Here is a 24598-nt window from a genome sequence, read left to right on the forward strand (position 1 = left end):
TCGGTGTGAAGGGCGTCGAATAGACTACGGAAGGGCGGGAATGCCGCCCCTCCGCAATCCGGGATCAGATGACCGGGAAGCCGGGATGGCGCGCCGGCGGCTCCTGGCCGAAATAGTCCTTGAAGGCAGCGTCGTAGAGCGCCGATTCATGGCCGAACATGGCGATGGTGAAGGTCTGGTTGACGAAGGTTAGCCAGTCGAGATCACCTTGCCGCAAGGCCGCGCCGTAGAGCATCGAATACCAGCTCTTGCCGGCATCGAAATACTTGTCCGGATTGCGCGAGGCGAGCCAGCGCACGGTGGAGAGATCGACCGCGGCAGCGTCGGCCCGTTTGGATTCCAGCGCCTGCAGCACGTTGGCCTGGGTGTCGATCTGTAGAACCTGCGCCTGCGGCAAGGCGTAGTGGACGGAGCTTTCGGCATCGACATTCTGCAGGATGGAGATGCGCGTCGCCGCGCCACCGGCAAGCAGCTTGTCGAAGGTCTTGTTCTCGGCGGTGGGCAGCGTCAGCAGCGCAACGCCTTCGACGTAGTACGGCCGGGTGAAGTTGATCAGCTGCGAGCGCTGCGCCGTCATCGTCATGAACTGGATGGTGATGTCGACCTTGTTGGTGGTGACGTTGGGAATGCGCTGCGCCGGATCCTGCATGACGAACTCGACCTTGGTCGGATCGTCGAACAGGCCCTTGGCCAGGATTCGCCCCATGGTGATGTCCATGCCGACCAACTCGCCGGCATCATTCTCGAAATGCCAGGGCGCGTTGGTGCTGCCGGTGCCGACGATCAGCTTGCCGCGGTCGAGCACGGTGCGCAGCAGGCTGTCGGATGCGGCCTGGGCAGCGGCCTTCTGGGCATCGACGGTTGCCAGCACGCCGGCGGTGGCCAGTCCCGCCATTCCCAATTTCAGAAAATCACGTCTTCCGGATGTGTCGTTCACGGCGACCTCCTTTCGTGTTGTGTTCCCCTATGCACAGGCAATACACGCGACGGTGATCATGAGAAGATTGTCTCTTACAAGAGACGCATGTATCCTGTACAAGACAATACTAGCATCAGGAATCGACAATGCAAGATGGCAATGCCTTGGCAGTTTCAGCCGACGAAAAGACGACGGCTTCCCGCGAGAAGGGGCTCAACCGGGTGCTCGAGATCCTGGACTTCCTGCACACGACGCAGCGGGCGATCGGCATCGGCGACCTTGCCAAGGGTGTGAACGCCCCGCGTTCGACGACCTACACGCTGGTGCGGTCGCTGGTGGACGCCGGCCTGCTGGAGATGGAAGGCGACGGCAACCGCGTCTATTTCGGCAAGAAGCTCTATCTCTACGGAATGGATTATGTGCGCGGCAACGACCTGTTGCGGCGCGGGCGCCAGGAGGTCGACCATCTGTCGCGCGAGACTGGCGAGACGTCGGAATTGTGCATGCTGCAGAACGGCCGCTACACCATCGTCCATGCAAGCCCGGGCACCAGGCCGTTCCGCATCAGCTCCGCCACCGGTCTGCAGATACCGCTGCCCTGGACCGCATCGGGCCGACTGCTGCTGGCGGGACTGGAGCGGGCCGGGATCGAAGCCATGGTGTCGCAAGACGATCTCGTGCTGCCCGATGGCCGCAAGCTGCGGCTCGACGATTTCATCGCTGACATCGCCAAGGCGCGGGTTACCGGCTATTGCGTGACCTCGGGCCTGGTCGATGCCTATACGAAATGCCTTGCCGTGCCGGTCTTCTCAGCGCCGGGCAAGGTCGAGGCGACGATGTGCCTGGTGGTTCCCATCGACACGTCCGACGAGCGGACCAGCAGTCTCATCGGCCTGCTGCGTGATCGCGCCGGCAGGCTGTCGATCGGCGGCTAGGGGAAAGCGTTCAGGCGATGATGTCGGGAATGATCTTGTCTTCCAGGGTCATCAGCCGGTCCTTGAGCGCCAGCTTCTTCTTTTTCATGCGCTGAATCTGCAGCGGGTCGCAGTTCGTGGCGATCATCGCGTTGATCGCGGCGTCGAAATCGGCGTGTTCCTGCTTCAGCCGGGAAAATTCGAGGCGAATATCGGCCTTTTCCTGATCGGACATTCTCTACCGTCTGCACGTCTGCGGCGCCCAAAAACTGGGCCTGATTGGGCGGGGGCGGCAATTTCTGCCACCGGCGCGCAGCCCATATCACATTTCACATTGTCGTGGAATGCTACCACGCAGCATTCGACATCGCAGTCGGAAGGTGGCAAAGTGTCATTGTGCCGTCACAGAAGCGACCTGCGGTGGACGCGCCTTGACGGCTGCAATCGAGGAAACCATGAAAGGGAGAACCAATCATGTCTCTTGCATCCCATCTTGATGAGTTGCAGCGGAAACACGGCGACATCGAACGCGAAATCGATGACGCGATGAACCACCCGTCGGTGGACGACCTCGAAATCGTGAATCTCAAGCGACGCAAGCTGGCACTCAAGGATGCGATTGAGAAATTGAAAGCGCAACCGACCACGCATTGATGACTGACTGACATAGCCGCCACTATAGCGGTCTTCCTTGCCGGCGGCGATCGCCGCCGGTGTGGTTGTTTGATTTCATCACCGAGCCATAAGCCGCAGCTAATATCCTTTCAGATCCTATTTTGTGCCTTGGCCATCGCCGGGCCATCCCCTGTTTAGGTCGCCCGCCGGGATCAATTGCTGCCAGTGGCGACCTGTCGCCATTGACAAGCCATTATTGCTCCTCCACCTCAAGCCCGGACTTTCAGCGCATCGGCCCGGGGCGTCCTTTGTGCGTCCAGGTGGACGTATGGCGCTCCAGAGACAAAAGGCTGCCGGCATGACCGGATATTTTTCCTTTCCCTTCCCCCGCCGCACCTCGGTCGGCGTCGATGTCGGCGGCGTGGTCGTCGGCGGCGGCGCCCCGGTTGTCGTGCAGTCGATGACCAACACCGACACCGCCGATATCGACCAGACCGTTGCGCAGGTCGCGGCGCTTCACCGCGCCGGCTCGGAGATCGTGCGCATCACCGTCGACCGCGATGAGAGTGCCGCCGCAGTGCCGCGTATCCACGAGCGGCTTTTGCGCCTCGGCATCAACGTGCCGCTGGTCGGGGACTTCCACTATATCGGCCACAAGCTTCTTGCCGATCATCCGGCCTGCGCCGAGGCGCTGGCCAAATACCGCATCAATCCGGGCAATGTCGGGTTCAAGGACAAGAAGGACCGGCAGTTCACCGATATCGTCGAGATGGCGATCAAGCATGACAAGCCGGTGCGCATCGGCGTCAACTGGGGCTCGCTCGACCAGGAGCTTTTGACCCGGCTGATGGACGACAACCAGGACAAGGGTTTTCCGCTGACGGCGCAGGAAGTGACGCGCGAGGCGATCGTGCAGTCGGCGATCCTGTCGGCCGAGATGGCCGAAGAGATCGGCCTCGGCCGCGACAAGATCATCCTGTCGGCCAAGGTCAGCGGCGTGCAGGACCTGATCGCCGTCTATACCGAACTCGCGACCCGCTCCAACCATGCCCTGCATCTCGGCCTCACCGAGGCCGGCATGGGCTCGAAAGGCATCGTCGCTTCGTCCGCCGCCATGGGCATCCTGTTGCAGCAAGGCATTGGCGACACCATCCGTATCTCGCTGACGCCGGAGCCGAACGGCGACCGCACGCGCGAGGTGCAGGTGTCGCAGGAATTGCTGCAGACCATGGGTTTCAGGCAGTTCGTGCCGATCGTCGCCGCTTGCCCCGGCTGCGGCCGCACCACCTCGACCGTGTTCCAGGAACTCGCCCAGAACATCCAGGCGGACCTGCGCAAGAACATGCCGGTGTGGCGCGAAAAATATCCAGGCGTCGAGAACCTCAAGGTCGCGGTGATGGGCTGCATCGTCAACGGGCCGGGTGAGTCCAAGCATGCCGATATCGGCATTTCTCTGCCCGGCACCGGCGAGACGCCGACGGCGCCCGTCTTCGTCGACGGCAAGAAGGCGGCGACGCTGCGCGGACCGTCGATCGCTGCTGATTTCGAGAAAATGGTCGCCGACTATATCGATCAAAGGTTCGGTCGCGGCGGCAAGGCCGCGGCAGAGTAGACCAGATGCAGCGTTTCCTCTGGGTGGCGCTGATTGTCCTGTGTGGTATGGCCTGGTCGACTCTTGCCGAGGCCGATCCGCCGCAATCGGCCAAGCAGCGGCTGATCGACAAGGTCTGCAACCTGATTCAGGCCCATGCCGACCAGAATGGCCTGCCCAGGGACTTCTTCGCTCGGCTGATTTGGAAGGAAAGCCGTTTCGACCCCAATGCCGTCAGCCCCGTCGGCGCCGAAGGCATTGCCCAGTTCATGCCGGGCACCGCCAAGATGCGCGGGCTCGAAAATTCCTTCGACATCAACCAGGCGATCCCGGCCTCGGCGAAGTATCTCGCCGAAATGAAAACCAGCTATGGCAATCTTGGCCTGGCGGCGGCCGCCTACAATGCCGGCGAAAGCCGCGTGTCGCGCTGGCTGGGCTCGGGCGGCTTCCTGCCGATGGAGACCGAGAGCTACGTCTTCGACATCATGGGCGAACCAGCGGACAAGTTCGCCGATACCAGCTATGCCGGAACCATCCAGCCGCTCGACAAGAAGGCGAGCTTTGCGGATGCCTGCCGCAAGCTACCGGTGATCATGTCGCAGACCGTGGCGATGGCCTCGATCAACATAAAGCCGTGGGGCGTCCAGGTCGCCGGCAATTTCAGGCGCGGGGCGGCGATCAACCAGTGGCTTCGGGTGAGGAGCCGGTTTCCGGCCCTGCTCGCCGGCCATGATCCGGTGGTGAGCCGGGTGCGCACGCCGATCGGCCGACGCGGCATCTATGCCGTCAGGATCGGCATCGACGATCGTGCCACCGCCAACGTCATCTGCCAGAAATTGCAGAGCGTTGGCGGGGCCTGCGTGGTGGTGCGCAACCGGTAGGACATGTCACCCAATGGCGACCTATTTTGAGCCGTCTTCGGTCGCCCATTCCTCGCAAGTGCGGGCCATTGTATCGCTCTCCCACATCTGCGGAATAATTCTCCCGTCAAGTTGAAGGAAAGCCCTATGGGCAACTTTGGGGTCACGCGAGATACAGGCGAAGCGCGCAAAGGAATTGAGGTTCCAGTCATCTGGGTACTGCTTGACCAGGCTCTCGAACCCGGCATTGATCCTCGGCCAATAGGTGGTCGAATTCTCGAACATCTTGCGCCTCAGGGTCCAACCCATTGCGAACCAATAACCTCGCGCGTAGAAGCCGGAGCCATCTTCAGGCTTGGTTAGCGCCACGGCGTGTTCTATCAGCTTGTTGACGTCCTCGATGCTGCCGCCCCACATCGGAGACTTGCGTGTGATCGCGGCGAAATACACTTCGTAGTAATAGGCCTCTCGAGCGGTTGCTTCGTCCAGGAGCGCATCGAATTTCGGCTCCGGCCAATTTTCTCCCGTCGCGACGTTTAGCATGATCGCATACCAATGCGGATCCGATGACGCGAAGGCCTTGCTGGCCTCAAGCTGCCTGCGCGCTTCCGCGAGATACTTCAGGAACACCGGCCATTTTCCCGGCGCAACGGCGGAGGCGTAGTCGCTGCCTCGAACGAAGAAGGCGTGCTGGTACAGCAAAGTGGCATAGGCGATGTATGCGGATTTCGACTCCGGCGCCTCATCGATCCATTTTTTTGCCTGTTGTTCAAGGCGATCGAGAGATCGCTCGCCATAGGCCGGAGAGTCTCCGAGTGTGTCAAATGCAGAATAGAAGCGGCTAAGCTTCCACAATCCGCTGCCTGTCCGCGCCTTTCTGTTGCGGTATTCGTCGGCAAGCGCGTCGAGTTTCTTGAAATTGCCATCGAGAAAAGCGGATTTGACAGTATCGGTGATGCCTTCGCGATCCGCGATCTCGTCCGCGCGGCTGTTCGTTACAAAAAAGAGCGACAGTACTATGAGAATCAATTGAAGAATTCGCATGGATAGTCTCCAAGTCCGCCGCCGACGCTTACACGTCTTGGTTGAAGCTAGAGTTAATCGGGTGTGCCAATTTTGAAAGGTCGCACGAAAACGGGTTGTTGATTGCCGTCGCGTCGTGGGATCGACAATGAGCGATCTCGAACGACCTCGGGCTGGTGGGCAGTGGCAGGAATACGGGCAAGATACGTCCGTTGAAGTCAGGAGTTCGATTGACCATGACCACCAGGATCATTGTCCTCAATGGCGTCGGCAGTGCCGGCAAAAGCTCGATCGCCAGGGCGTTGCAGACAATAACCGCCGCACCGTTCCTGCATGTCCAGATGGACAGTTTTCTCGACATGCTGCCCGATGCCTTGCAGGACCATGCCGATGGTTTCTCCTATGAAACCGTTCAACAGGACGGCAAGCCCGCGGTCGTGATCAGGGTCGGACCGGCGGGCGAAAGAACCCTGCGCGGCATGCGCCACGCCGTCGCCGCCATGGCCGGGCAGGGCAACAACCTCATCGTCGACGAGGTTCTGTGCAATGGCGAGATATCGGACTATGTCGAACTCTTGTCTGCCTTCGACCTCCATCTGGTCGGCGTCATGGCGCCGCTGGAGGTCCTGGAGGCCCGCGAAGCCCAGCGGGCAGACAGGCTGCCCGGGCTGGCGCGTTGGCAATATGACCGGGTGCACAAGGATATAAATTACGATCTCGAAGTCGACACCAGTCGGCTTACGCCGCTCGAATGCGCCCAGCGCATCCAGCAAAGGTTCCATCTATAGCGGCCGGCATCTCTTATCGCGGCGACAGTTTTTGCCACTCAACAACAACGCCAGCAGCTGATGTTGCAGCAAGCGGCGTCGGTCGGAGCGGCGTCGATTAAATCTTAATAAGTTGTGCTATAGCAAAGGCAGGATCAGTATTTCCGGCGCAGATATGTTCGCGCCCTTTGACCAGGGGGCATCATACCGATGGCAAATTTCCTTAGAAAGATTGTCGGCGAACTCGAAACGCCGCGCTCCAAGCGGCCATTCGGTTCCGGCTGGCTGTCCGGCTCGATCGCTTTGCTTGCCGGGGTCACCGGCCTGCTGATGGTCATCGTGTTGCGCTACCCGTCGCTGACCTCGATGCCGGATCTGGCGCCTATCCATCAGATGCTGTTCTTCAAGCCGGTCCTCTATTTCGTGCTCATCTCCGGCTATATCCTGGCCATACTGAGCATGATGCTGCGCAGGGAAAAGACGCTCGGCGCGGCGGCGATGTTCACGGTGCTCCTGGCGTCACTGATCGGCATGCTGCCGGTTCGTCATCAGCTGCAGATTGACGGCGTCTTCTTCGGCCTCGATTTCTTCATTCTGAACGCCCTGTTCATGGGCGTGCTGTTCGTTCCGCTCGAACGCATTCTCGCCCGCAACAAGGACCAGACGGTGTTCCGCGACGAATGGCGCGAAGACCTGTTTTACTATCTGGTCTCGTCGCTGCTGGTGCAGATATTGACCTACCTGACCCTGGCGCCGTCCAATCTGGTCAACGCGCAAGGCGGTCTTGGTTCGGTGCGCGCCTGGGTCCACGACCTGCCTTGGCTGGTGCAGTTGGTGGCGGTGATGTTCCTGACGGACCTCGCCCAATATTGGGTGCACCGGGCCTTCCATCGTATTCCGTTTCTGTGGAATTTTCATGCCGTGCATCATTCCGCCAAGTCGATGGACTGGATTGCCGGCGCGCGGATGCATTTCCTGGAAATCATCGTGCTGCGCAGCCTGACCGCCACACCGATGTTCGTGCTGGGGTTCGATGAATCGGCGATCCAGACCTATATCCTGATCGTCTATGTCTACTCGTCGTTCATCCATTCCAACATCGGAACGAGTTTTGGCCCGGCCGAAAAATTGTTGGTGTCGCCGCGCTATCATCACTGGCATCACGGCCTCGAGAAAGAGGCGATCGACGTCAACTTCGCAATCCATTTCCCGCTGCTCGATCGGCTGTTCGGTACCTACCATCTGCCCGAGGGACGGTGGCCGAAGGGCTATGGCATTCACGGCCATCCGGTGCCGAAAGGATATTGGCGGCAATTTCTCTATCCATTCAAGCGCGGCTAAGGCGTTCACAGGTTTCGCGGAAACGGCGAGCCGCTCCATCTCCAGCACGCCCGTCGCATCCAGCAGAAATTTCGGTTATAGGCCGGTGCCATGACCGACAGACTCTACAGCGACCCGGACCTCGTCCAGTTCTACGATATCGAGAACACAGGCGGCGACGATTTCAACTATTGTGTCGGTTTCGCCGGCAATGCCCGCTCGGTTCTTGATCTCGGCTGCGGCACCGGGCAGCTGGCCGCAGCGCTCAGCCAGGGGCGCAGCGTCACCGGCGTCGATCCGGCATCGCCGATGCTCGATGTCGGGCGCGGCAGGCCTGATGGAGACAAGGTCGACTGGGTTGAGGGAGACGCGCGAACAGTTCGGCTCGGGCGGCGCTTCGATCTGGTGTTGCTGACCGGGCATGCCTTCCAGGTGTTTCTGACGACCGAGGATCAGTCAGCTGTGCTGCGCACCATCGTCGAACATCTTGCAGCGGATGGCCGCTTCATTTTCGACAGCCGAAATCCCGTTGCGAAGGAATGGCTGGAATGGACGCCTCAGCGATCCGAAAGGATCGTGTTGCATCCCAACCTTGGCGCGGTGAAATCCTGGAACGACGTTGAGCGCGATGCCGAGACCGGCATCGTCACCTATTCGACGTTCTATGAAATTCCAGGTGGCAACGCGGTTCTGGGCGCCGAATCGAAGATCGCATTCCCGGCAAGGGAGGATCTTGCCGGGATGCTCGGCGAGGCCGGTCTGCTGGTCGAGCAATGGCTCGGCAATTGGCACGGCGAACCTTACGTCGATAGCGCGCCGGAAATCATTCCGATCGGTCGGCTGCGCTGATCCGGTAACCAGACCGGACGCACTCACGCCGTCTTGGCAATCACCGTTTCGCTAAGCCATGTGCCGATCTTGGCGCCGAGGCGATCGGGCGAGACGGGCTTCGGCAGATAGTCGTCCATGCCGGCCTCGATGCACTTGTCGCGATCGCCCTTCAGCGCATGCGCGGTGACGCCGATGATCGGGATGTGGCCGCCCGACGAGGCCTCGATCGCCCGGATGGCGCGGGTCGCCTCGTAGCCGTTCATCTCCGGCATCGAGACGTCCATCAGGATCAGTTTCGGATGCAGCGACCGGTACATCTCGACCGCCGTGCGGCCATTGCCGGCGATGCGGTAGCTGAGACCCAGCCCGTTGAGAATCTGGCCGAACACCAGCTGGTTCACATCATTGTCCTCGGCGATGAGGATGTCGATCGGGCCGTTCGGCGTGGTGGTCGATTCCGGCGCCGTCGCGACCGGTATGGCGGGACCACGGATGACGGTGAAGGCAGGCGGAGCCGGCTGCGGCATCGGCTGGACCGGCTCGCGAACGAAATGCGCCTTGCCGACTTGTGAGCGGGCCTTCTGGATGACCGAGATGACCGTGCCGAGCAGGACCGCCGAGCGCGCCGGCTTGGTCAGATGGGCTGATATGCCGAAGTCGATGATCATCTTGCCGAAATCGACCTGGTCGACCGAGGTCAGGATAACGATCGGGATGGCCGACAGCCGGCTGTCGGCGGCGATGGCCCGGGCGACATCGGCGCCGTTCATGCCAGGCATCTGGTAGTCGAGGATGATGCAGTCGACACTGGCGCCCAACTGGCAGGCGCGATCAAGGAAGGCCAGCCCCATGGCGCCGCTTTCGGCGGCAGCGCAGTCGAAGCTCCAGCTCCTGAGCTGCTCGAGCAGGATCTCGCGGTTGACCGGATTGTCGTCGATGACCAGCACGCGCGCTCCGGTGACGTCGACCGGCACGATCGCATCGCGTGCCTCGGCATGGTGCACGGGCAGCGGCACTCCGAACCAGAAGACGGAGCCGCGCCCGATCTCGCTCTCGACACCGATCTTGCCGGCCATCAAATCAACGAGGCGGGCGGCGATGGCAAGCCCAAGGCCGGTGCCTTCGTGGCGGCGAGTCGAGGAGCCATCGACCTGCGCGAATTTCTCGAACACGTTCTGCAATTTTTCGGCGGGGATGCCGATGCCGGTATCCTCGACCCGCAGCTTGAGCTGGACGACGTCATTGACGGTTTCGCCGCCGACATCGATCAACACATGGCCCTTCTCGGTGAACTTCACCGCATTGCCGACCAGATTGGTGACGATCTGCCGGAAGCGGCCGGCGTCGCCGACGACATGGGCCGGCAGCCGCGGATCGACGCGCACGATCAGTTCGAGGTTCTTTTCCGCGACACGCGCCGAGACCAGCGTCGCCACATCCTCGACCGCTTCGGTGAGACGGAAAGGGGCGGGGTCCAGGGTGAGTTGGCCGGCATTGATCTTGGAGAAATCGAGGATGTCGTTGATGATGGTGAGCAGCGCATTGCCGGATTTGACGATAACGTCGGTGAAGGTCTTCTGGCGTGGGGTCAAATCGGTCTTGGCCAAGAGTTCGGCCATGCCGAGCACGCCGTTCATCGGCGTACGGATCTCGTGGCTCATATTGGCCAGGAATTCGGACTTGGCGCGGTCGGCGGCCTCGGCCTTGAACAGGGATTCGGCCGATTGGGCAAAGGCGCGGCGGATCGCCTGTTCCATCGGCCGGAAGACCCAGAAGGCGACGATGGCAAGGACAGCGAACAACAGGCCGCTCGCCCACAGCAGCAACCGGTCGCTGGAGGCGTCAGCCAGATGGCGCTCGTCGTCCATGGCGGTGCGGAAGCGGACCAGCATCGGCTGGACGAACAGGTCGTTCTGGTTGCGGATTTCCCGATAGCTCCATTCATCGGCCTTATGCGCCACCGACATCAGGTTGAAATTGCGCACCATGTCATGCGCCGACCAGAACAGGTCGCCGTTGACCGAGGCGGTTTCGAGTTCGTTGATGGTCTTGGCCGACAGGCGTGAGCGTATCGCGGCGAACTGGGCGGTCAGCGTGTCGATCTCGCCGGTCAGGCGTTCGGAATGGTCGCGCGCCGAAGCGGTCAGCGCGTCGCGCGTTTCGTTGCGCCAGGCGGATCCGGTTGTCTCGGCAAAGCTGGTCGCGTTGCGCAGGTCGCGGGTGAAGACGACGAGGTTGCTGCTCAGCGCATCGATCTCATGACGGAAGGAATTGACACGGTTGAGCGCAACCATGACGGCCGTGGAAGCCAGCGCGAAAATCAGCAATCCTGAAAGATAGCGAATCCGGACAAACCGGATGAAGGAAGAATATTCCGGCATGCGCAACCCCAACACATACGCATTATTTTAACGACCGGGATTACGCTTCATTTACATTAAGATTTCGTTCGCGCGCATGTCCGATTGTTGACATGGCCTGCCTGGAATCGAGCCGGGCCCGGAACACCTGATAGATATGCCCCACTACCCTCCGGCCAGGGGGAACTCATTGGCGATCGTGACGTGATGGTGGATGCGGCCCTCGAAGTATCTGGCCAGAACCGCCTCGGTCGCAGCGCGCGATTCAGCGCGGACGGGGCTGGCAAGGGCCGCGTCGACGGCCGCCATGTCGCGGTAGTTGATCGCCAGGATCAACGGGAATTCCGGCGCGCCGTCGTCACGCTTTTCGGCGAAGGAGACGCGCACGTCGAGCGCGCCGGGAAACGCCTTCCACTTTGGCAGGACGGTATCGAGGACGGCCTGACGGAATGCCGTGGTCTCACCGTCTTTCACCTTGCCTTCAAACAGCGCATAGCGAGTGATCATGTCGGGTACTCCTGGTCGTTGTTGCGTTGGAAGAATTCCATCAATGCGGCCTGATCCTCGCCGCCCAGCCCGGCCGCCGTCAGCAACCGGTGTATTTCGGCGCAGACGGCCGTCAGCGGCATCGCCGTGTGCGTGCGCCGCGCCAGATCCTGCGCGGCGTTGAGATCCTTGACCATGTTGTCGATGCGGCCCGTGCGCCGGTAGTCGCGAGTGGCGAAACGGGGCAAATACTCCTGCAGGATGGCACTGTCGGCGCGACCGCCTTTCAGTGCTTGAGGGATCTTCAGCACGTCGACGCCGGCGTCGATCGCCAGCCGCGTCGCTTCCGCGACAGCCATGAAATTCAGCGCGCACAGGACCTGGTTGATCAGCTTGGTCGTCTGGCCGGCGCCCGCAGGTCCCATATGGGTGTAGTTGGCGGCGACGTGGCGCAGCACCTTGTGAGCGTCCGCGACGTCCTCGGCCTCGCCGCCAGCCATCAGCGTCAATTCGCCAGTCAGCGCCTTCGGCGCGCCGCCGGAGAGCGGACTGTCGACCCAGCGCAGCCCCTTCTCGCTTGCGTCGGCCGCCAGTTGGCGTGTCGCGTCGGGGTCGATGGACGACATGTCTATGATCAGCGTGCCGGGCTTCGCCCCGGCAGCCACGCCAGCCTCGCCGAACGCCGCGCGACGCACAATCGCCGCCGAATTGAGGCTGAGGATGACGCAGTCGGCGGCGCCGGCGGCCTCGGCCGCACTTACCGCGGCCGCGGCGCCCTTGGCGAGCAACGCCTCGACCTTGGCTTTGTCGAGATCGAATACCAACAGGCGATTGCCGGTGGCGAGCAGGCGCTCGCCGATCGCCCCGCCCATGGCGCCGGCGCCGATCAGTGCGATGGTGTTGGTCATGGTGGTGGAACCCCGATCTTGGCTGTTATGTCGGCAACAATCCGGTCGAGCGGCGCGTCAATCGCTATGGCGATCGCGTTCTCGTCCTTTCCCGGCACCTCCAATGTCGCGAACTGGCTGTCGAGCAGGCTTGTCGGCATGAAGTGGCCGGAGCGCTCGCGCATGCGCCGGGAAATCAGTTCGCGCGAACCGTCGAGATAGATGAACAAGACCGGTGCTCCGGCCCGTTCGGTGATGAAATCGCGATAGGCTCGCTTCAGCGCCGAGCAGCCGACGATGACGGGACCTGTGCCTGACCTCAGGGTTTCGCCGACCCTGGCCAGCCAAGGCCACCGGTCAGTGTCGGCAAGCGGGATGCCGGCGCTCATCTTGGCGATGTTGGCGTCGGGATGCAGCAGGTCGCCGTCGACGTATTTCGCGCCGATCGAGCGGGCGAGCGCCTCGCCGATCGTTGTCTTGCCCGATCCGGCGACGCCCATGATGACCATGTGGCGCGACGGTTCAGATCGACGCTGTGATGCCGCCATCGACATAGAGGATGTGCCCGTTGACAAAGGACGACGCGTCGGAGGCGAGGAAGACACAGGCCCCGACCAGTTCTTCGACCTTGCCCCAGCGGCCGGCCGGTGTGCGCTTTTCGAGCCATCCGCTGAATGCCGGGTCGGCGACCAATGCCGCATTGAGCGGCGTGTCGAAATAGCCGGGTGCGATGGCGTTGCACTGCAGTCCGTGTTTGGCCCAGTCCGTCGCCATGCCCTTGGTCAGGTTGCCGACCGCGCCTTTCGTCGCCGTGTAGGGCGCGATGCCCGGGCGGGCGAGTGCCGTCTGCACGCTGGCGATGTTGATGATCTTGCCGCGACCGCGCCTGATCATGTGGCGCCCGACCGCCTGACCGACATGGAAGACGCTGGCGACATTGGTCTGCAGCAGGCGCTCGAACGCATCGGCGGGAAAGTCCTCGAGCGGCGTGCGAAACTGCATGCCGGCATTGTTCACCAGTATGTCGATCGGCCCGCCGGACAGCTCGAAAGCGTCGATGGCGGAGCGAACCGCATCATGGTCGGTGGCGTCGAAGGCAAGTGTCTCCGCGCCTTGTATCCGCGCAGCAGCCTCGGCGAGCTTTGCCTCGTCCCGGCCGTTGAGGACTACTTTGGCACCGGCTTCGGCCAGGCCCTTGGCCAGCGCAAAGCCGATGCCCTGGGAGGAGCCGGTAACGAGCGCCGTGCGCCCGGTGAGATCGAACAGTGTGGACGACATTTTCCCGATTGCCTCTCGTCGTTGAATGTTGTTATGTTATCGATAACATTGTTGTCAAGTCAGTTGGAGCGAAAACCGATGCAGCGGCCTCACATCCTTCAGGTTGGACCTTATCCAGCGTGGGACGAGGAGCCACTCAACCAGGCCTTCATTGTCCACCGTTATTTCGACGCGGGCGACAAGGCGTCCTTCCTCGCAGAGGTCGGGCCGCGGATACGCGCCATCGCCACGCGCGGCGAACTCGGCGCCAGCCGGGCCATGATTGCGGCCTGCCCTTCGCTCGAGGTCGTCAGCGTATATGGCGTCGGTTACGATGCGGTCGATCTCGCGGCATGCCGGGAACGCGGCGTGCGCGTGACCAACACCCCCGACGTGCTGACCGGCGATGTCGCCGATCTCGGGATCGCCATGATGCTCACCCTGTCGCGCGGCATGATAGGGGCGGAGCGCTGGGTGCGCGACGGCAGCTGGGCGGCCAAGGGGCTCTACCCGCTGCAGCGCCGCGTCTGGGGCCGGCGGGCCGGCGTGCTCGGTCTCGGCCGCATTGGCCATGAGGTGGCCAAACGCCTCGCCGGCTTCGGCATCGACATTGCCTATTCGAGCCCCACGCCGAAGGGTTTCGCGTCGAACTGGGAGTTCGTCGCCGATCCGGTCGCGCTGGCCAGCCGTTCGGATTTCCTGTTCGTGACGCTTGCCGCGTCGCCCGCGACGCGCCACATCGTCAACAAGGATGTGGTGGCGGCACTCGGGCCGGAAGGCATGCTGATCAACATTTCGCGCGCTTCCAACATCGATGAGGATGCGCTGCTCGACGCGCTCGAGAAGAAGACACTCGGTTGCGCCGCACTCGACGTCTTCGAAGGCGAACCGAAGCTCAATCCGCGCTTCCTGGCGCTCGACAATGTGCTGCTGCAGCCGCACCATGCGTCCGGCACCTTCGAAACGCGCAAGGCCATGGGCAAGCTTTTGCGCGACAACCTTGCCGCCCATTTTGCCGGCCAGCCGCTGCTGACGCCCGTGCTCTAGATTTGTTTGCCGCAATTCCGAACAGAAAACCGTCACACACTTTTCCTGGAATTGCTCGAGGAGTTCGCCACCATGAAGTCGATTGTCATCCACGCCGCCAAGGACCTTCGCATCGAGGACCGGCCGGTCGAGGCGCCGGGCCAGGGTCAGGTGTTGCTGCGTCTGGCCACCGGCGGCATCTGCGGCAGTGACCTGCATTACTACAATCACGGTGGCTTCGGCACGGTGCGGCTTAAGGAGCCGATGATCCTCGGCCATGAGGTCTCCGGCGGCATCGAGAAGGTCGGTCCCGGCGTCGACGGGCTGCAGCCGGGCCAGCTGGTCGCGGTCTCGCCGTCGCGGCCCTGTTACAGCTGCCGGTACTGCCGGGAAGGGATGCACAACCAATGCCTCAACATGCGCTTCTACGGTAGCGCCATGCCGTTCCCGCATATCCAGGGCGCGTTCCGCGAAATGCTGGTGGCGGACGCGCCGCAATGCGTGCCAGCGGACGGGTTGAGCGCTGGCGAGGCGGCGATGGCCGAGCCGCTGGCGGTATGTCTCCACGCGACGCGCCGGGCCGGCGAGATGCTGGGCAAGCGTGTTCTGGTGACTGGTTGCGGGCCGATCGGCCTGTTGTCTATCCTCTGCGCGCGGCGCGCCGGAGCCGCCGAGATCGTTGCCGTCGACATCACTGATTTTACCCTGTCCATGGCCATGCGTGCCGGCGCCGACAGGACGATCAACACACGAACCGATCCGGACGGGCTAGCGCCTTATTTCGCCGACAAGGGGACGTTCGACATCCTCTACGAATGTTCCGGAGCCGCCGCAGCACTGGCGCTGGGCATCGCGGCGCTTCGGCCGCGCGGCACGATCGTCCAGCTCGGCCTTGGTGGTGCCGAGATGGCACTTCCGATGTCGGTGGTCACCGCCAAGGAACTGTCCATCAACGGGTCGTTCCGCTTCCATCCGGAATTTGCCGTGGGCGTCGAATTGATGCGCAAGGGGCTCATCGACGTAAAGCCTCTGATCACCCACACCGTGGCATTCGCCGAGGCGCTGTCAGGCTTCGAAATCGCCAACGACCGCAGCCAGGCGATGAAGGTTCAGATCGCCTTCTCGTAAGCCGCGACGGTGCGTTGCATTCCACAGTGATATCGATAACGTATGGCCATGCAGCCTTCGCCAAAACGCCCGACCATGGCCGATGTCGCGCGTCGCGCCAACGTCTCGACGATGACCGTGTCTCGCGCCTTCAAACGCGATACCTCCATCAGCGCAGACACGCGCGACCGTATCATACGGGCCGCGGACGAACTCGGCTATGTCTTCGACAGCATCGCCGCCAACCTGTCGTCGCGCCGGTCCGGTTTTGTCGCGGTGACGATACCCTCGATCAACAACGCCAATTTCGCCGACACGGTGCGCGGCATGACCGAGGGTCTGCGTGACAGCGGGCTGGAGATCCTGCTCGGCTTCACCGACTACAATGTCGAGGAGGAAGAGCGTCTGGTCGGCCAGTTGCTGCGGCGGCGGCCGGAGGCGATCATCGTCACCGGCGGACGGCACACGCCACGTTGCCGCAAGATGCTGGAGAATGCCGGCGTCCCGGTGGTGGAGACCTGGGACCTGCCGGCCGATCCGATCGGTCACGTCGTCGGCTTCTCCAACGCCGAAGCCGGGCGGCTGATGGTCGATCATTTCGTCGCGCGCGGCTATTCGAGGCTCGGCTTCATCGGCGGCGACACATCGCGCGACACGCGTGGCCTCGATCGCCGGCGCGGTTTCGTCGCGGCACTGCAGGACCGCGGCCTCGACGCCTCGCGCATTATCGCTTCGGGCGTGCCGCCAATATCGATGCGCGAGGGCGCCACCGCCATGGTCGAGATGATCTCGCGCTGGCCGGACACGCAAGCGGTCATGTGCGTTTCGGATCTTTCCGCTTTCGGTGCGCTCATGGAATGCCTACGGCGCGGCATCCGAGTCCCCGAGGACCTCGCGATCGCCGGCTTCGGCGCCTATGACCTCGCCGAGCAGTCGGTGCCGTCGATCACCACGATCGATGTCGAGGCGCATGAGATCGGCATCCGTGTCGCCGAACTCGTGCTCGACCTGCTCAACGGGCGCCGGGCGCCTGACGACCGGGTGGTCGTCGGCATGACGCCGAAGGTGATCGCGCGTCATACGGCCTGAGCCTGGGCGAAACAGAACGGCCGGCGAGTTGACCGCCGGCCGTTGACTGTCCTGCCCGTTGGCAGAGGTATTCGTCGGCGCCTATTTGCCCCAGATCTTCTTGTACTGGTCGCGGTAGCCGTTGCCCGGATCGAAGCGGTTGTCGGGGCCGCCGTCAAACTCGACATTGTCCGACGTCACAACATGCAGCGGCGAGATGTAGCCGGACCATTTCTCGCCGGCCATGGCTCGGTTGAGCTCGTCGACGAGTTGCCAGCCCTGCAGGTTCAGCGGTTCGGCAACCGTCACCTTCTGGAACTGGCCGGAGCGGATGCGCTGGTAGGCCGATTCGGAACCGTCGCCCGCCGCCACGTTGATCGGCGCGTCGGTGCCCGATTTTCCGGCCGCCGCCAGCGACGGTCCCATGAAGTCGAAATAGAGGTCGTTGATCGCCAGCGAATGCGTCCACTGGTCACCGTATTTCTGCAGCAGCGAGGTGGTGAGCTGCGGCATGCGCTGCGAGGTCTCGGCGATCGGCGTGTCGACATATTCGAGCACCTTGCCGCCGAGATCCTCGATTTCCTTCTTCATCCGGTCGGCCTTGGCGATGGCGATCTGGTAGGTGGAATCTGTGAAGATGATGACGCCGGGCTTGCCCTTGGCGTCGACAAAAGCCCAGTCGGCGGCCGCCTTCGACACTTCCATCGGATCGGTCGAGACGTTGGCGATGATGCCGAGATCGTCGATCGGGCCAACAGTCGGTGCGGCATGCCATGCCGCCATCGGAATCTTGGCCGCCCTGGCCTGCTCCATCGCCGGCTTCTGCTCCACGGCATCGAAGCCGTTGATGATAATGCCGTCGGGGTTGAGCGCCAGTGCCTGGCCGAAAGCCGCCGTGCGGCCGCCGATGGAGCCTGCGCCATCAAGCGTCTTGACGGTCCAGCCAAGGGCCGCCGCTGCTTCCTCGACACCCTTGGTGACGCCAAGGATGCCGCCGTTCTTCATGTCGGCGCCAAGCACCACGATGGTCTTGCCGGCCGCGCCCTTCGGTCCGGTCGTCGGGCCATCCCATTTGTCGACCTTGCTGGCATATTTGTCGACCACCGCCTTGGCGTCGGCCATCGGGTCGGCCAGCGCGTTCGAGGCAATGCCAAGCGCTAGGCAGGCGACGCCGAGCTGAAGGACTGTTCTGCGATGCATGTTTCTTCTCCCATTAAGCATTGTCGTTTGCCTTTGTTGGTTGGACGACTGGTTGAGTGGCGGATGCTTGGGGCGGCACGACAGCGCCGCGGCGCCGCTGCGCGTAGCCGGCAATGCCGATGGCGACGAGCAGGGTGACGCCGTTGAAGAGCGGCTCGACCCAGAACGAGCCGCCGAATTGCTGGATGCCGGAAATGCCGGCGGCGAGGATGACGACGCCGATGATCGTGCCCCAGACATTGACGCGGCCGGGCTTGATGGTGGTCGACCCGAGAAAGGCGCCGACCAGCGCCGGCAACAGATATTCAAGGCCGACGCTCGCCTGGCCGATGCGGAGCTTGGAGGCGAGCAGTACGCCGCCCAGCGCCGTCAGCGCGCCCGAGGCGACGAAGGCGCCCATGACGAATTTCTGCACCGGTATGCCGTTGAGCGCGGCGGCCTTGGGATTGGCGCCGATGGCATAGAGGTAGCGGCCGATCGGCATGTATTCGAGCACAAGCCACATCGCCAGCGCCAGGACGATCACGTAGTAGCCAGTGATCGGCAGGCCGAACAGCATCGTCCCGTTGAGGGCGAGGAAGCCTTCGGGAAGCACGCCGACGACTTGCCGGCCGCCCGTGTACCACATGGCCAACGCATAGAGCACGGTGCCGGTGCCGAGCGTGGCGATGAAGGAATCGATGCGCGCCACCTCGACCAGCAGGCCGTTGATGAAGCCGGTGACGACGCCAAGCAGCAGGACGATCAGCACTGCGATCGGCCAGGGGATGCCGAACGCGGTCTGCAGGCTGATGGCCAGGATATGCCACAGCACGATGCCGTAGCCCACCGTCAGGTCGATGCGTCCCGAAGCCATGGGGATCATCGCCGCCAGCGACAGGAGCGCAATGATCGCCTTGTCGGATATGATCGAGCGCAAATTGAGCAGCGTCGGGAAGGTACGCGGCAGGAGCAGCGAGAACAGCAGGATGAGCAGCAGCGTCAGGATCGGCAGGCCGTAGACCGGCAGGTAGCGCGCCGCCTTCTGGCCAAAGCTGAGCCCGGAGAGTTCCGAGCGGGTCGGCTCCAGCGCCGTCGATTTGATCGAGTTCATGGATACTCCTCAGGCGGCTTCGGACACGGAGGCGGCATGGATCAGCGCCGCCGTCGTCAAGGCATCGCCGGCCAGTTCGAGCACGATGCGGTTGTGCGAAAAGACAAGGGCGCGATGGCAGATATGGGCGACCTCCTCGAAATCCGTGGAGACGACGACGACCGCCAGTCCGGCTTCGACAGCTGCCGCGATCAACCGATAGATTTCGGCCTTGGCGCCGACATCGACACCCGCCGTCGGATCCTCGGCGATCAGGAGCTTGCGACCCGTCGCCAGCCAGCGGCCGACGACCACCTTCTGCTGGTTGCCGCCGGAAAGCGCCTCGATCGGCAGATGCGGATCGTTGGGCCGCAGCCCGAGCCGGGTGCCGAGTTCCTGTGTCAGTTCGCTTTCGCGCGCCGGCGTCATAAAGGAGAAAAGCCCGCGGCCGACAGCGGACGGGTTGAGATACATGTTTTCGCGCACGGACAGCGACAGCGCCACCGACTCCTCGGTGCGGTCGCGCGCAATCAAGCCGACGCCGGCGGCAAGGGCTGCACCGACCGAGGACAGGTCGAGGCGTTTGCCGTCGAGCGAGACCTTGCCGTCGAAGGGCTCGGCGCCGAACAGCGCGCGGCCGACGGCCTCCTGTCCCGCGCCGCGCAGGCCAACCAGTCCGAGAAGTTCGCCGGATCGCGCCTCGAAGTGGACCGGTCCGACACTGCCGCAGCGCAGGTTCTCGACTTTCAGCCGCTCGGGTCCGTCCTGCCAGCGCGACTTGGCGAACATCTGGTGCGCCGGGCGGCCGACGATGAGATCGACCAGTTCCTGCGGCGTCGTCTCGGCGACGGGCTTGACCGCCACCATGCGGCCGTCCCGCATCACGGCGACCCGGTCGGCGATGCGGAACACTTCATCCAGGCGGTGCGAGACATAGATCATGCCGACGCCGCGCTCGCGCAACGGCCGCAGTGCCTGGAACAGGCGTTCGACCTCATCGGCGGGCAAGCTTGCCGTCGGCTCGTCGAGCACCAGCACGTCGGCTTCGGTAGCGAGCGCGCGGGCGATGGCAACCAGCGATTTCTCGGTGCGGGACAGATCCTGGACGCGCGTCGCCGGATCGAAGGCGCAGCCAACCAGGGCCAGGGCGCTCTCGGCACGACGCGCGGTGTCGCGCCAGTCGATGAGGCCCGAGCGGCGCGAGAAGCCTTGCGCCATACCGACATTCTCGGCCACCGTCATCCATTCGATGAGGCCGAGATCCTGATGGATGAAGGCGACCTTCTGCGGCTGGTTGGGGCGCGACGGGCGGTGGTGGTAGTCCTCACCGCGAAACCGGATTGTTCCCTGGTCGCGCTTGTAGATGCCGGCCAGCGTTTTGATCAGCGTCGACTTGCCGGCGCCGTTCTCGCCCAGCAGCGCCACGATCTCGCCCTCGTGGATGTCGAGCGAGACCGACTTCAACGCCAGGGTGCCCCCGAAGCGCTTGGAGATGTCGATGAATTCTATGAGCTTGGGCCGCATCTTCTTGGCCTCCTCCAAGCCAAACAACCGGACTGAACTGCGACCAATGTTATCGCTAACATTTTTGCAGGTCAAGTCTTGAAAATGGCTAGCCGCGAAGGCTAACGATAGGCCGGTTTCATGGAGGACAAGGCATGTTCGGAGACATAGAGGGCGCAGGCTTCGAGGTTCTCGATGAGCGGTTCGAGAGCTGTTTCGTCGGCCATGTGGCGGTCGAGCGGCTGTGGACGGGCGGGCGTTGGCTGGAGGGACCGGCTTGGTTCGCGGCCGGGCGGTACCTGGTTTTCTCGGACATCCCGAACGACCGTATCATGCGCTACGACGACACCAATGGCGTGGTCTCGGTCTTCCGCGCGCCGTCCAGTAATGCCAACGGCAACACAGTCGACACTGAAGGGCGGCTGGTCACCTGCGAGCACCGGGCGCGGCGCGTCACCCGCACCGAGCATGACGGGTCGCTCACGGTGATCGCCGACCGTTTCGAGGGCAGGCGGCTGAATTCGCCAAACGACGTGGTGGTGCGCTCGGACGGCACAGTATGGTTTTCCGATCCGCCCTACGGCATCGCGACCGACTATGAGGGCGACCGCGCCGAGCAGGAGATCGAGGGCTGCCACGTCTACCGCGCCGACCCTGCAACGGGCGCGGTGGCACGCGTCGTCTCGACGATGGCGAAGCCCAACGGCCTCGCCTTTTCACCGGACGAGACCATCCTCTATGTCGGCGACACCGGTGTCACACACCAGAAGGACGGGCCGAGACACATCCGCAAGTTCGCCGTCGAGGGCGCCTCACTGAAAGAACTCGGCGTCTTCGCCTCTTGCACCGCCGGCCTGTTCGACGGGTTCAGGCTGGATATGTCAGGCCGCGTATGGGCGGGTGCCGGAGACGGCGTCCATTGCTTCGACCCCGATGGCACGCTGATCGGCAAGATCCGCATTCCGGAGACGGTGGCGAACCTGACCTTCGGCGGCCCGAAGCGCAACCGCCTGTTCATCACGGCACGGCAGTCGCTCTATTCGGTCTTCGTCGTGGCGAATGCCGCGGGGCGGGGGTAACCTGCCTGCCCTGCCAGGCCGGCTGTTCGAACCAAAAACTCAGCTGTTGCGTGTCGCGACAAATGTGGCGGCGTCCTTCAGCAGCGCTGCCTTGTCGCCATAGGGTTCGAGCAGCACGTGCGCCTGGTCAACGAGGCCGTGAAGCTGGCTGCGCGCCCAATTCGCGCCGTGCAGCGCCACCAGCGTTCCCTTGCCGGCGGCGGCGTCCTTGCCGGTCGCCTTGCCCATCTGGCCGGCGTCCGCCGTCAGGTCGAGCAGGTCGTCGGCAAGCTGGAAGGCAAGGCCGATCGCGGAGCCGAATTCCGCCAGTCTTTCGCGGTCCTCGGCCGGAGCGCCGGCAATGATGGCGCCGGCCTCGCAAGCGAAGCGGATCAACGCGCCGGTCTTCATCGCCTGCAGCCTTATGATGCCAGACTCATCCGGCGGCGTCTGTTCGGCTTCGAGATCGAGTTTCTGGCCGCCGACCATGCCGCCGGCGCCGGCGGCCCGGGCAAGCGCCAGCACCAGAGCAGCCCGTCGCTCCGCCGGCAGCACGGTCGCCTCATCGGCGATGATGTCGAAGGCCAGCGTCAGCAACGCGTCGCCGGCCAGGATGGCGGTTGCCTCGTCGAAGGCCTTGTGCACGGTCGGCTGGCCGCGGCGCACGTCATCGTCGTCCATGGCCGGCAAATCGTCATGGATCAGCGAGTAACAATGCACGCATTCGAGTGCGGCGGCGACGCGCTGCGCGGCCTCGCCATCGGCGGAAAACAAGGCCGCACTTTCCATGACCAGGAAGGGACGAAGGCGCTTGCCGCCGTTCAGCACGCCATGGCGCATCGCCGCCATCAGCCGCTCAGGCCGCGCGATCTCGCCGGAAAGCGGGCGGTCGTCGAGCAGCCGCCGTAGCAGCACCTCGACGGCCGCCGCCCGCCGGATAAGCGCCATTTCGAACGCCATTTCGTCGTCATTCGTCATGGCCGGGAGCGGTAGCCGACACTCAGACGTTGCGCAAGAAGGCAAGCGCCATTATGCCGGAGCAGTAAGAGCCCGTTTGGAAACTCTACTCCTGCGGTCATCTGAAGGCGTTTTCTATGCTTCCGGTGCTCACGTACTCAAATGTACGCTCCGCTCCGGTTCTCGAAAACACCGTCATATGACTCACAGGAGCGCGTTTCAAAACGAGCTCTCTGGCACGGGTTGGGCGGCTTGGCGGAACCGATCGTCGATCATGAAACCGAAAAGCTGGACATGGCGACGAGATCGCGCGGCTTGAACCGCCGCAGTCTCAGACGCTGGGTCCGGCGCGGCATCGTCGTGGCCGCCGTGCTGGCGTTGATCCCGACAGTGCTGACCTTTCTTTACCTGCCGTCCTTCGTGCATCCGGTGTCGACGCTAATGCTGAAAGACCTGGCGACCTTCTCCGGCTATGACCGGCGTTGGGTGTCGATCGACGATGTCGCGCCGGTATTGGCCCACTCCGTCATCATGTCGGAGGACGGGCAGTTTTGCTTCCACCGCGGCGTCGATCTCGGCGAACTCAGGGGGGTCGTCGACGATGCGCTGGCCGGCGAGGCGACGCGCGGTGCCTCGACCATCACCATGCAGACGGTGAAGAACCTCTTTCTCTGGTCACGCCCGCTGGGCTCAGTGCGCAAGGTCGTCGAACTGCCGCTGGCGGTCTATTTCGACGCGGTGATGTCGAAACGCCGCATCATGGAAATCTATCTCAACATCGCCGAATGGGGTCCGGGCATCTATGGCATCGAAGCCGCGGCACAGCATCATTTCGGCATTCCGGCAAAACAACTGTCGCGCCGGCAGGCGGCACTTCTTGCCGTCACCTTGCCGAATCCGATCGCCCGCAACCCGGCAAAACCCGGCTCGGGGCTGAGACGGCTCGCCAATCTGATCGAGCGCAGGGCCGGCCGTTCCGGTGCATATGTCGGCTGCCTCGAGTAGGGTGTATCGATGTTCAGGTGATGCCGGCCTGCAAACGGTGGATCCCTGCGCTTCCGGTGCTCACGTACGAAAAGTACGCTCCGCTCCGGTTCTCGGTATCCATCGTTTTCGGCTCGGCCTGACCTGAACCTCGATACACCCTAACCAAGCCAATTCAAAAAAGTTCGTGGTAGCGCTGGCCAAAACGGCACAGGGCGTGTATAGGCACCCGACTTTCTCAGATTTAGGCCCCGACATGGCCCTTTCACGAGGGCGGGCGGGGCTTTTGACCATGTAGTGGAGCATATCCATGGCCGTTCCGAAACGCAAAACTTCTCCGTCCAAGCGCGGCATGCGCCGCTCGGCCGACGCCCTCAAGGCCCCGACCTATGTCGAGGACAAGAATTCCGGCGAAATGCGCCGCCCGCACCACATCGACCTGAAGACCGGCATGTATCGCGGTCGCCAGGTGCTGACCCCCAAGGAAAGCTGAGACCAGCTTTTCCCAGGGTTTGAGTTACAAAAAGACCGGCCTCTGGCCGGTCTCAGACTGCTGACAAACCCCGTCGATTTTCGGCGGGGTTTTTTTGTTATGTGATTGAAGTGTCTTGGAATGTTTGTGTCAGGAGATTTTGACAGGAGGCGTAGGGCCTCATGCGAGGGCCGGTTTGGGGTTCGGCCATAGGCAAAGGGCGATCTTTTTGATGTTCTGGGCGGCGGCGGCGATCAGGCACTGGCAGGCGACCCTGATGAGACTTCGGAACCGCGCATAGCGGTGACCATGCAGTTGCTT

Annotated in this window: 25 protein-coding genes and 1 pseudogene; 13 read left to right on the forward strand and 13 right to left on the reverse strand. The window is 63.0% G+C overall.

Annotation, left to right across the window (positions count from 1 at the left end; all coding sequences use genetic code 11):
• Positions 1 to 64: 64 nt before the first annotated feature.
• Positions 65 to 895, reverse strand: coding sequence for a transporter substrate-binding domain-containing protein (locus AC1D05_RS26730; RefSeq protein ID WP_258589308.1), 831 nt, complete (start codon positions 893 to 895; stop codon positions 65 to 67).
• A gap of 170 nt (positions 896 to 1065) precedes the next feature.
• Here AC1D05_RS26730 and AC1D05_RS26735 point away from each other — a divergent pair, with 170 nt between their 5' ends.
• Positions 1066 to 1854, forward strand: coding sequence for an IclR family transcriptional regulator (locus AC1D05_RS26735; protein ID WP_477444700.1), 789 nt, complete (start codon positions 1066 to 1068; stop codon positions 1852 to 1854).
• A gap of 10 nt (positions 1855 to 1864) precedes the next feature.
• Here AC1D05_RS26735 and AC1D05_RS26740 read toward each other — a convergent pair whose 3' ends face one another.
• A complete protein-coding gene (locus tag AC1D05_RS26740; protein ID WP_477221778.1) occupies positions 1865 to 2068 on the reverse strand; it encodes a YdcH family protein in 204 nt (67 codons plus the stop codon).
• Between the two features lie 239 nt (positions 2069 to 2307).
• Between AC1D05_RS26740 and AC1D05_RS26745 the strand changes: the two genes are divergently transcribed.
• The 3 genes from AC1D05_RS26745 to AC1D05_RS26755 all read left to right on the forward strand — a co-directional run bounded on the left by AC1D05_RS26745 (position 2308) and on the right by AC1D05_RS26755 (position 4920).
• Positions 2308 to 2487: a YdcH family protein gene (locus AC1D05_RS26745; RefSeq protein WP_010911953.1), complete on the forward strand. Its 180-nt coding sequence runs from the start codon at positions 2308 to 2310 to the stop codon at positions 2485 to 2487.
• 319 nt (positions 2488 to 2806) lie between these two features.
• Positions 2807 to 4060, forward strand: a complete 1254-nt coding sequence (ispG, locus tag AC1D05_RS26750) for a flavodoxin-dependent (E)-4-hydroxy-3-methylbut-2-enyl-diphosphate synthase (protein WP_477444701.1) — start codon at positions 2807 to 2809, stop codon at positions 4058 to 4060.
• 5 nt (positions 4061 to 4065) lie between these two features.
• Entirely contained in the window at positions 4066 to 4920 is an 855-nt protein-coding gene (locus AC1D05_RS26755; protein WP_477444702.1) for a lytic transglycosylase domain-containing protein, read from the forward strand.
• 21 nt (positions 4921 to 4941) lie between these two features.
• On the opposite strand, the gene AC1D05_RS26760 is transcribed toward AC1D05_RS26755, so the two are convergent.
• On the reverse strand, positions 4942 to 5943 hold the full coding sequence (locus tag AC1D05_RS26760; protein ID WP_477444703.1) for a hypothetical protein: 1002 nt from the start codon (positions 5941 to 5943) through the stop codon (positions 4942 to 4944).
• Positions 5944 to 6158: 215 nt separating this feature from the next.
• Here AC1D05_RS26760 and AC1D05_RS26765 point away from each other — a divergent pair, with 215 nt between their 5' ends.
• From AC1D05_RS26765 to AC1D05_RS26775, 3 genes are all read left to right on the forward strand, one after another.
• Positions 6159 to 6710 (forward strand): phosphotransferase-like protein, encoded by a 552-nt coding sequence (locus tag AC1D05_RS26765; protein ID WP_477444704.1) that lies wholly within the window; start codon positions 6159 to 6161, stop codon positions 6708 to 6710.
• A 189-nt stretch (positions 6711 to 6899) separates the two neighbouring features.
• Entirely contained in the window at positions 6900 to 8030 is a 1131-nt protein-coding gene (locus AC1D05_RS26770) for a sterol desaturase family protein (protein WP_477444705.1), read from the forward strand.
• Positions 8031 to 8120: 90 nt separating this feature from the next.
• Entirely contained in the window at positions 8121 to 8858 is a 738-nt protein-coding gene (locus AC1D05_RS26775) for a class I SAM-dependent methyltransferase (protein ID WP_477444706.1), read from the forward strand.
• A 23-nt stretch (positions 8859 to 8881) separates the two neighbouring features.
• Here AC1D05_RS26775 and AC1D05_RS26780 read toward each other — a convergent pair whose 3' ends face one another.
• The 5 genes from AC1D05_RS26780 to AC1D05_RS26800 all read right to left on the reverse strand — a co-directional run bounded on the left by AC1D05_RS26780 (position 8882) and on the right by AC1D05_RS26800 (position 13851).
• Entirely contained in the window at positions 8882 to 11221 is a 2340-nt protein-coding gene (locus AC1D05_RS26780) for a response regulator (protein WP_477444707.1), read from the reverse strand.
• Between the two features lie 144 nt (positions 11222 to 11365).
• The gene (locus AC1D05_RS26785; RefSeq protein WP_027059143.1) at positions 11366 to 11707 is read right to left on the reverse strand and encodes a hypothetical protein; all 342 of its coding nucleotides are present in this window, start codon (positions 11705 to 11707) and stop codon (positions 11366 to 11368) included.
• Positions 11704 to 12594, reverse strand: a complete 891-nt coding sequence (locus tag AC1D05_RS26790; RefSeq protein ID WP_477444708.1) for an NAD(P)-dependent oxidoreductase — start codon at positions 12592 to 12594, stop codon at positions 11704 to 11706. The genes AC1D05_RS26785 and AC1D05_RS26790 overlap by 4 nt, the downstream gene beginning before the upstream one ends.
• Positions 12591 to 13082, reverse strand: coding sequence for a gluconokinase (locus tag AC1D05_RS26795; RefSeq protein WP_477444709.1), 492 nt, complete (start codon positions 13080 to 13082; stop codon positions 12591 to 12593). The genes AC1D05_RS26790 and AC1D05_RS26795 overlap by 4 nt, the downstream gene beginning before the upstream one ends.
• 13 nt (positions 13083 to 13095) lie before the next feature.
• Positions 13096 to 13851: an SDR family oxidoreductase gene (locus tag AC1D05_RS26800; RefSeq protein WP_477444710.1), complete on the reverse strand. Its 756-nt coding sequence runs from the start codon at positions 13849 to 13851 to the stop codon at positions 13096 to 13098.
• A gap of 78 nt (positions 13852 to 13929) precedes the next feature.
• On the opposite strand from AC1D05_RS26800, the gene AC1D05_RS26805 reads away from it, so the two are divergent.
• The 3 genes from AC1D05_RS26805 (at position 13930) to AC1D05_RS26815 (ending at position 17052) form a co-directional block, all read left to right on the forward strand.
• Entirely contained in the window at positions 13930 to 14877 is a 948-nt protein-coding gene (locus AC1D05_RS26805) for a 2-hydroxyacid dehydrogenase (protein ID WP_477444711.1), read from the forward strand.
• A gap of 72 nt (positions 14878 to 14949) precedes the next feature.
• On the forward strand, positions 14950 to 15984 hold the full coding sequence (locus tag AC1D05_RS26810; RefSeq protein ID WP_477444712.1) for an L-idonate 5-dehydrogenase: 1035 nt from the start codon (positions 14950 to 14952) through the stop codon (positions 15982 to 15984).
• A 48-nt stretch (positions 15985 to 16032) separates the two neighbouring features.
• Positions 16033 to 17052 (forward strand): LacI family DNA-binding transcriptional regulator, encoded by a 1020-nt coding sequence (locus AC1D05_RS26815; protein ID WP_477444724.1) that lies wholly within the window; start codon positions 16033 to 16035, stop codon positions 17050 to 17052.
• Positions 17053 to 17133: 81 nt separating this feature from the next.
• Here the strand turns inward: AC1D05_RS26815 and AC1D05_RS26820 are convergent, their stop codons facing one another.
• From AC1D05_RS26820 to AC1D05_RS26830, 3 genes are read right to left on the reverse strand one after another with little or no spacing between them, the layout of a single operon-like run.
• Positions 17134 to 18231, reverse strand: a complete 1098-nt coding sequence (locus AC1D05_RS26820) for an ABC transporter substrate-binding protein (RefSeq protein ID WP_172223034.1) — start codon at positions 18229 to 18231, stop codon at positions 17134 to 17136.
• Positions 18232 to 18244: 13 nt separating this feature from the next.
• Positions 18245 to 19324, reverse strand: a complete 1080-nt coding sequence (locus AC1D05_RS26825; protein ID WP_477444713.1) for an ABC transporter permease — start codon at positions 19322 to 19324, stop codon at positions 18245 to 18247.
• A gap of 9 nt (positions 19325 to 19333) precedes the next feature.
• Positions 19334 to 20827 (reverse strand): sugar ABC transporter ATP-binding protein, encoded by a 1494-nt coding sequence (locus tag AC1D05_RS26830; RefSeq protein WP_477444714.1) that lies wholly within the window; start codon positions 20825 to 20827, stop codon positions 19334 to 19336.
• A 134-nt stretch (positions 20828 to 20961) separates the two neighbouring features.
• Between AC1D05_RS26830 and AC1D05_RS26835 the strand changes: the two genes are divergently transcribed.
• Positions 20962 to 21885 carry an SMP-30/gluconolactonase/LRE family protein gene (locus AC1D05_RS26835; RefSeq protein ID WP_477444715.1) on the forward strand — a complete coding sequence of 308 codons (924 nt, stop codon included), beginning with the start codon at positions 20962 to 20964 and terminating at the stop codon, positions 21883 to 21885.
• A 39-nt stretch (positions 21886 to 21924) separates the two neighbouring features.
• On the opposite strand, the gene AC1D05_RS26840 is transcribed toward AC1D05_RS26835, so the two are convergent.
• Positions 21925 to 22842 carry a polyprenyl synthetase family protein gene (locus AC1D05_RS26840; protein ID WP_477444716.1) on the reverse strand — a complete coding sequence of 306 codons (918 nt, stop codon included), beginning with the start codon at positions 22840 to 22842 and terminating at the stop codon, positions 21925 to 21927.
• A gap of 222 nt (positions 22843 to 23064) precedes the next feature.
• Between AC1D05_RS26840 and AC1D05_RS26845 the strand changes: the two genes are divergently transcribed.
• Together AC1D05_RS26845 and rpmF are read left to right on the forward strand one after the other, a co-directional pair.
• Complete coding sequence (locus AC1D05_RS26845) at positions 23065 to 23826, forward strand: biosynthetic peptidoglycan transglycosylase (RefSeq protein ID WP_477444717.1); 762 nt, start codon at positions 23065 to 23067, stop codon at positions 23824 to 23826.
• A 289-nt stretch (positions 23827 to 24115) separates the two neighbouring features.
• Positions 24116 to 24298, forward strand: coding sequence for a 50S ribosomal protein L32 (gene rpmF, locus AC1D05_RS26850; protein ID WP_008834724.1), 183 nt, complete (start codon positions 24116 to 24118; stop codon positions 24296 to 24298).
• A 159-nt stretch (positions 24299 to 24457) separates the two neighbouring features.
• Here rpmF and AC1D05_RS26855 read toward each other — a convergent pair.
• Positions 24458 to 24598, reverse strand: a pseudogene (locus AC1D05_RS26855) (IS5/IS1182 family transposase); the annotation flags it as partial.

The organism is Mesorhizobium sp. P2_E9, assembly GCF_056403815.1.

Excerpts from the sequence above, each read along its gene's own strand:
- AC1D05_RS26730 (WP_258589308.1), bottom strand. The coding sequence starts at position 895 with ATGGCGGGACTGGCCACCGCCGGCGTGCTGGCAACCGTCGATGCCCAG.
- AC1D05_RS26735 (WP_477444700.1), top strand. The coding sequence starts at position 1,066 with ATGCAAGATGGCAATGCCTTGGCAGTTTCAGCCGACGAAAAGACGACG.
- AC1D05_RS26740 (WP_477221778.1), bottom strand. The coding sequence starts at position 2,068 with ATGTCCGATCAGGAAAAGGCCGATATTCGCCTCGAATTTTCCCGGCTG.
- AC1D05_RS26745 (WP_010911953.1), top strand. The coding sequence starts at position 2,308 with ATGTCTCTTGCATCCCATCTTGATGAGTTGCAGCGGAAACACGGCGAC.
- ispG (WP_477444701.1), top strand. The coding sequence starts at position 2,807 with ATGACCGGATATTTTTCCTTTCCCTTCCCCCGCCGCACCTCGGTCGGC.
- AC1D05_RS26755 (WP_477444702.1), top strand. The coding sequence starts at position 4,066 with ATGCAGCGTTTCCTCTGGGTGGCGCTGATTGTCCTGTGTGGTATGGCC.
- AC1D05_RS26760 (WP_477444703.1), bottom strand. The coding sequence starts at position 5,943 with ATGCGAATTCTTCAATTGATTCTCATAGTACTGTCGCTCTTTTTTGTA.
- AC1D05_RS26765 (WP_477444704.1), top strand. The coding sequence starts at position 6,159 with ATGACCACCAGGATCATTGTCCTCAATGGCGTCGGCAGTGCCGGCAAA.
- AC1D05_RS26770 (WP_477444705.1), top strand. The coding sequence starts at position 6,900 with ATGGCAAATTTCCTTAGAAAGATTGTCGGCGAACTCGAAACGCCGCGC.
- AC1D05_RS26775 (WP_477444706.1), top strand. The coding sequence starts at position 8,121 with ATGACCGACAGACTCTACAGCGACCCGGACCTCGTCCAGTTCTACGAT.
- AC1D05_RS26780 (WP_477444707.1), bottom strand. The coding sequence starts at position 11,221 with ATGCCGGAATATTCTTCCTTCATCCGGTTTGTCCGGATTCGCTATCTT.
- AC1D05_RS26785 (WP_027059143.1), bottom strand. The coding sequence starts at position 11,707 with ATGATCACTCGCTATGCGCTGTTTGAAGGCAAGGTGAAAGACGGTGAG.
- AC1D05_RS26790 (WP_477444708.1), bottom strand. The coding sequence starts at position 12,594 with ATGACCAACACCATCGCACTGATCGGCGCCGGCGCCATGGGCGGGGCG.
- AC1D05_RS26795 (WP_477444709.1), bottom strand. The coding sequence starts at position 13,082 with ATGGTCATCATGGGCGTCGCCGGATCGGGCAAGACAACGATCGGCGAG.
- AC1D05_RS26800 (WP_477444710.1), bottom strand. The coding sequence starts at position 13,851 with ATGTCGTCCACACTGTTCGATCTCACCGGGCGCACGGCGCTCGTTACC.
- AC1D05_RS26805 (WP_477444711.1), top strand. The coding sequence starts at position 13,930 with ATGCAGCGGCCTCACATCCTTCAGGTTGGACCTTATCCAGCGTGGGAC.
- AC1D05_RS26810 (WP_477444712.1), top strand. The coding sequence starts at position 14,950 with ATGAAGTCGATTGTCATCCACGCCGCCAAGGACCTTCGCATCGAGGAC.
- AC1D05_RS26815 (WP_477444724.1), top strand. The coding sequence starts at position 16,033 with ATGCAGCCTTCGCCAAAACGCCCGACCATGGCCGATGTCGCGCGTCGC.
- AC1D05_RS26820 (WP_172223034.1), bottom strand. The coding sequence starts at position 18,231 with ATGCATCGCAGAACAGTCCTTCAGCTCGGCGTCGCCTGCCTAGCGCTT.
- AC1D05_RS26825 (WP_477444713.1), bottom strand. The coding sequence starts at position 19,324 with ATGAACTCGATCAAATCGACGGCGCTGGAGCCGACCCGCTCGGAACTC.
- AC1D05_RS26830 (WP_477444714.1), bottom strand. The coding sequence starts at position 20,827 with ATGCGGCCCAAGCTCATAGAATTCATCGACATCTCCAAGCGCTTCGGG.
- AC1D05_RS26835 (WP_477444715.1), top strand. The coding sequence starts at position 20,962 with ATGTTCGGAGACATAGAGGGCGCAGGCTTCGAGGTTCTCGATGAGCGG.
- AC1D05_RS26840 (WP_477444716.1), bottom strand. The coding sequence starts at position 22,842 with ATGACGAATGACGACGAAATGGCGTTCGAAATGGCGCTTATCCGGCGG.
- rpmF (WP_008834724.1), top strand. The coding sequence starts at position 24,116 with ATGGCCGTTCCGAAACGCAAAACTTCTCCGTCCAAGCGCGGCATGCGC.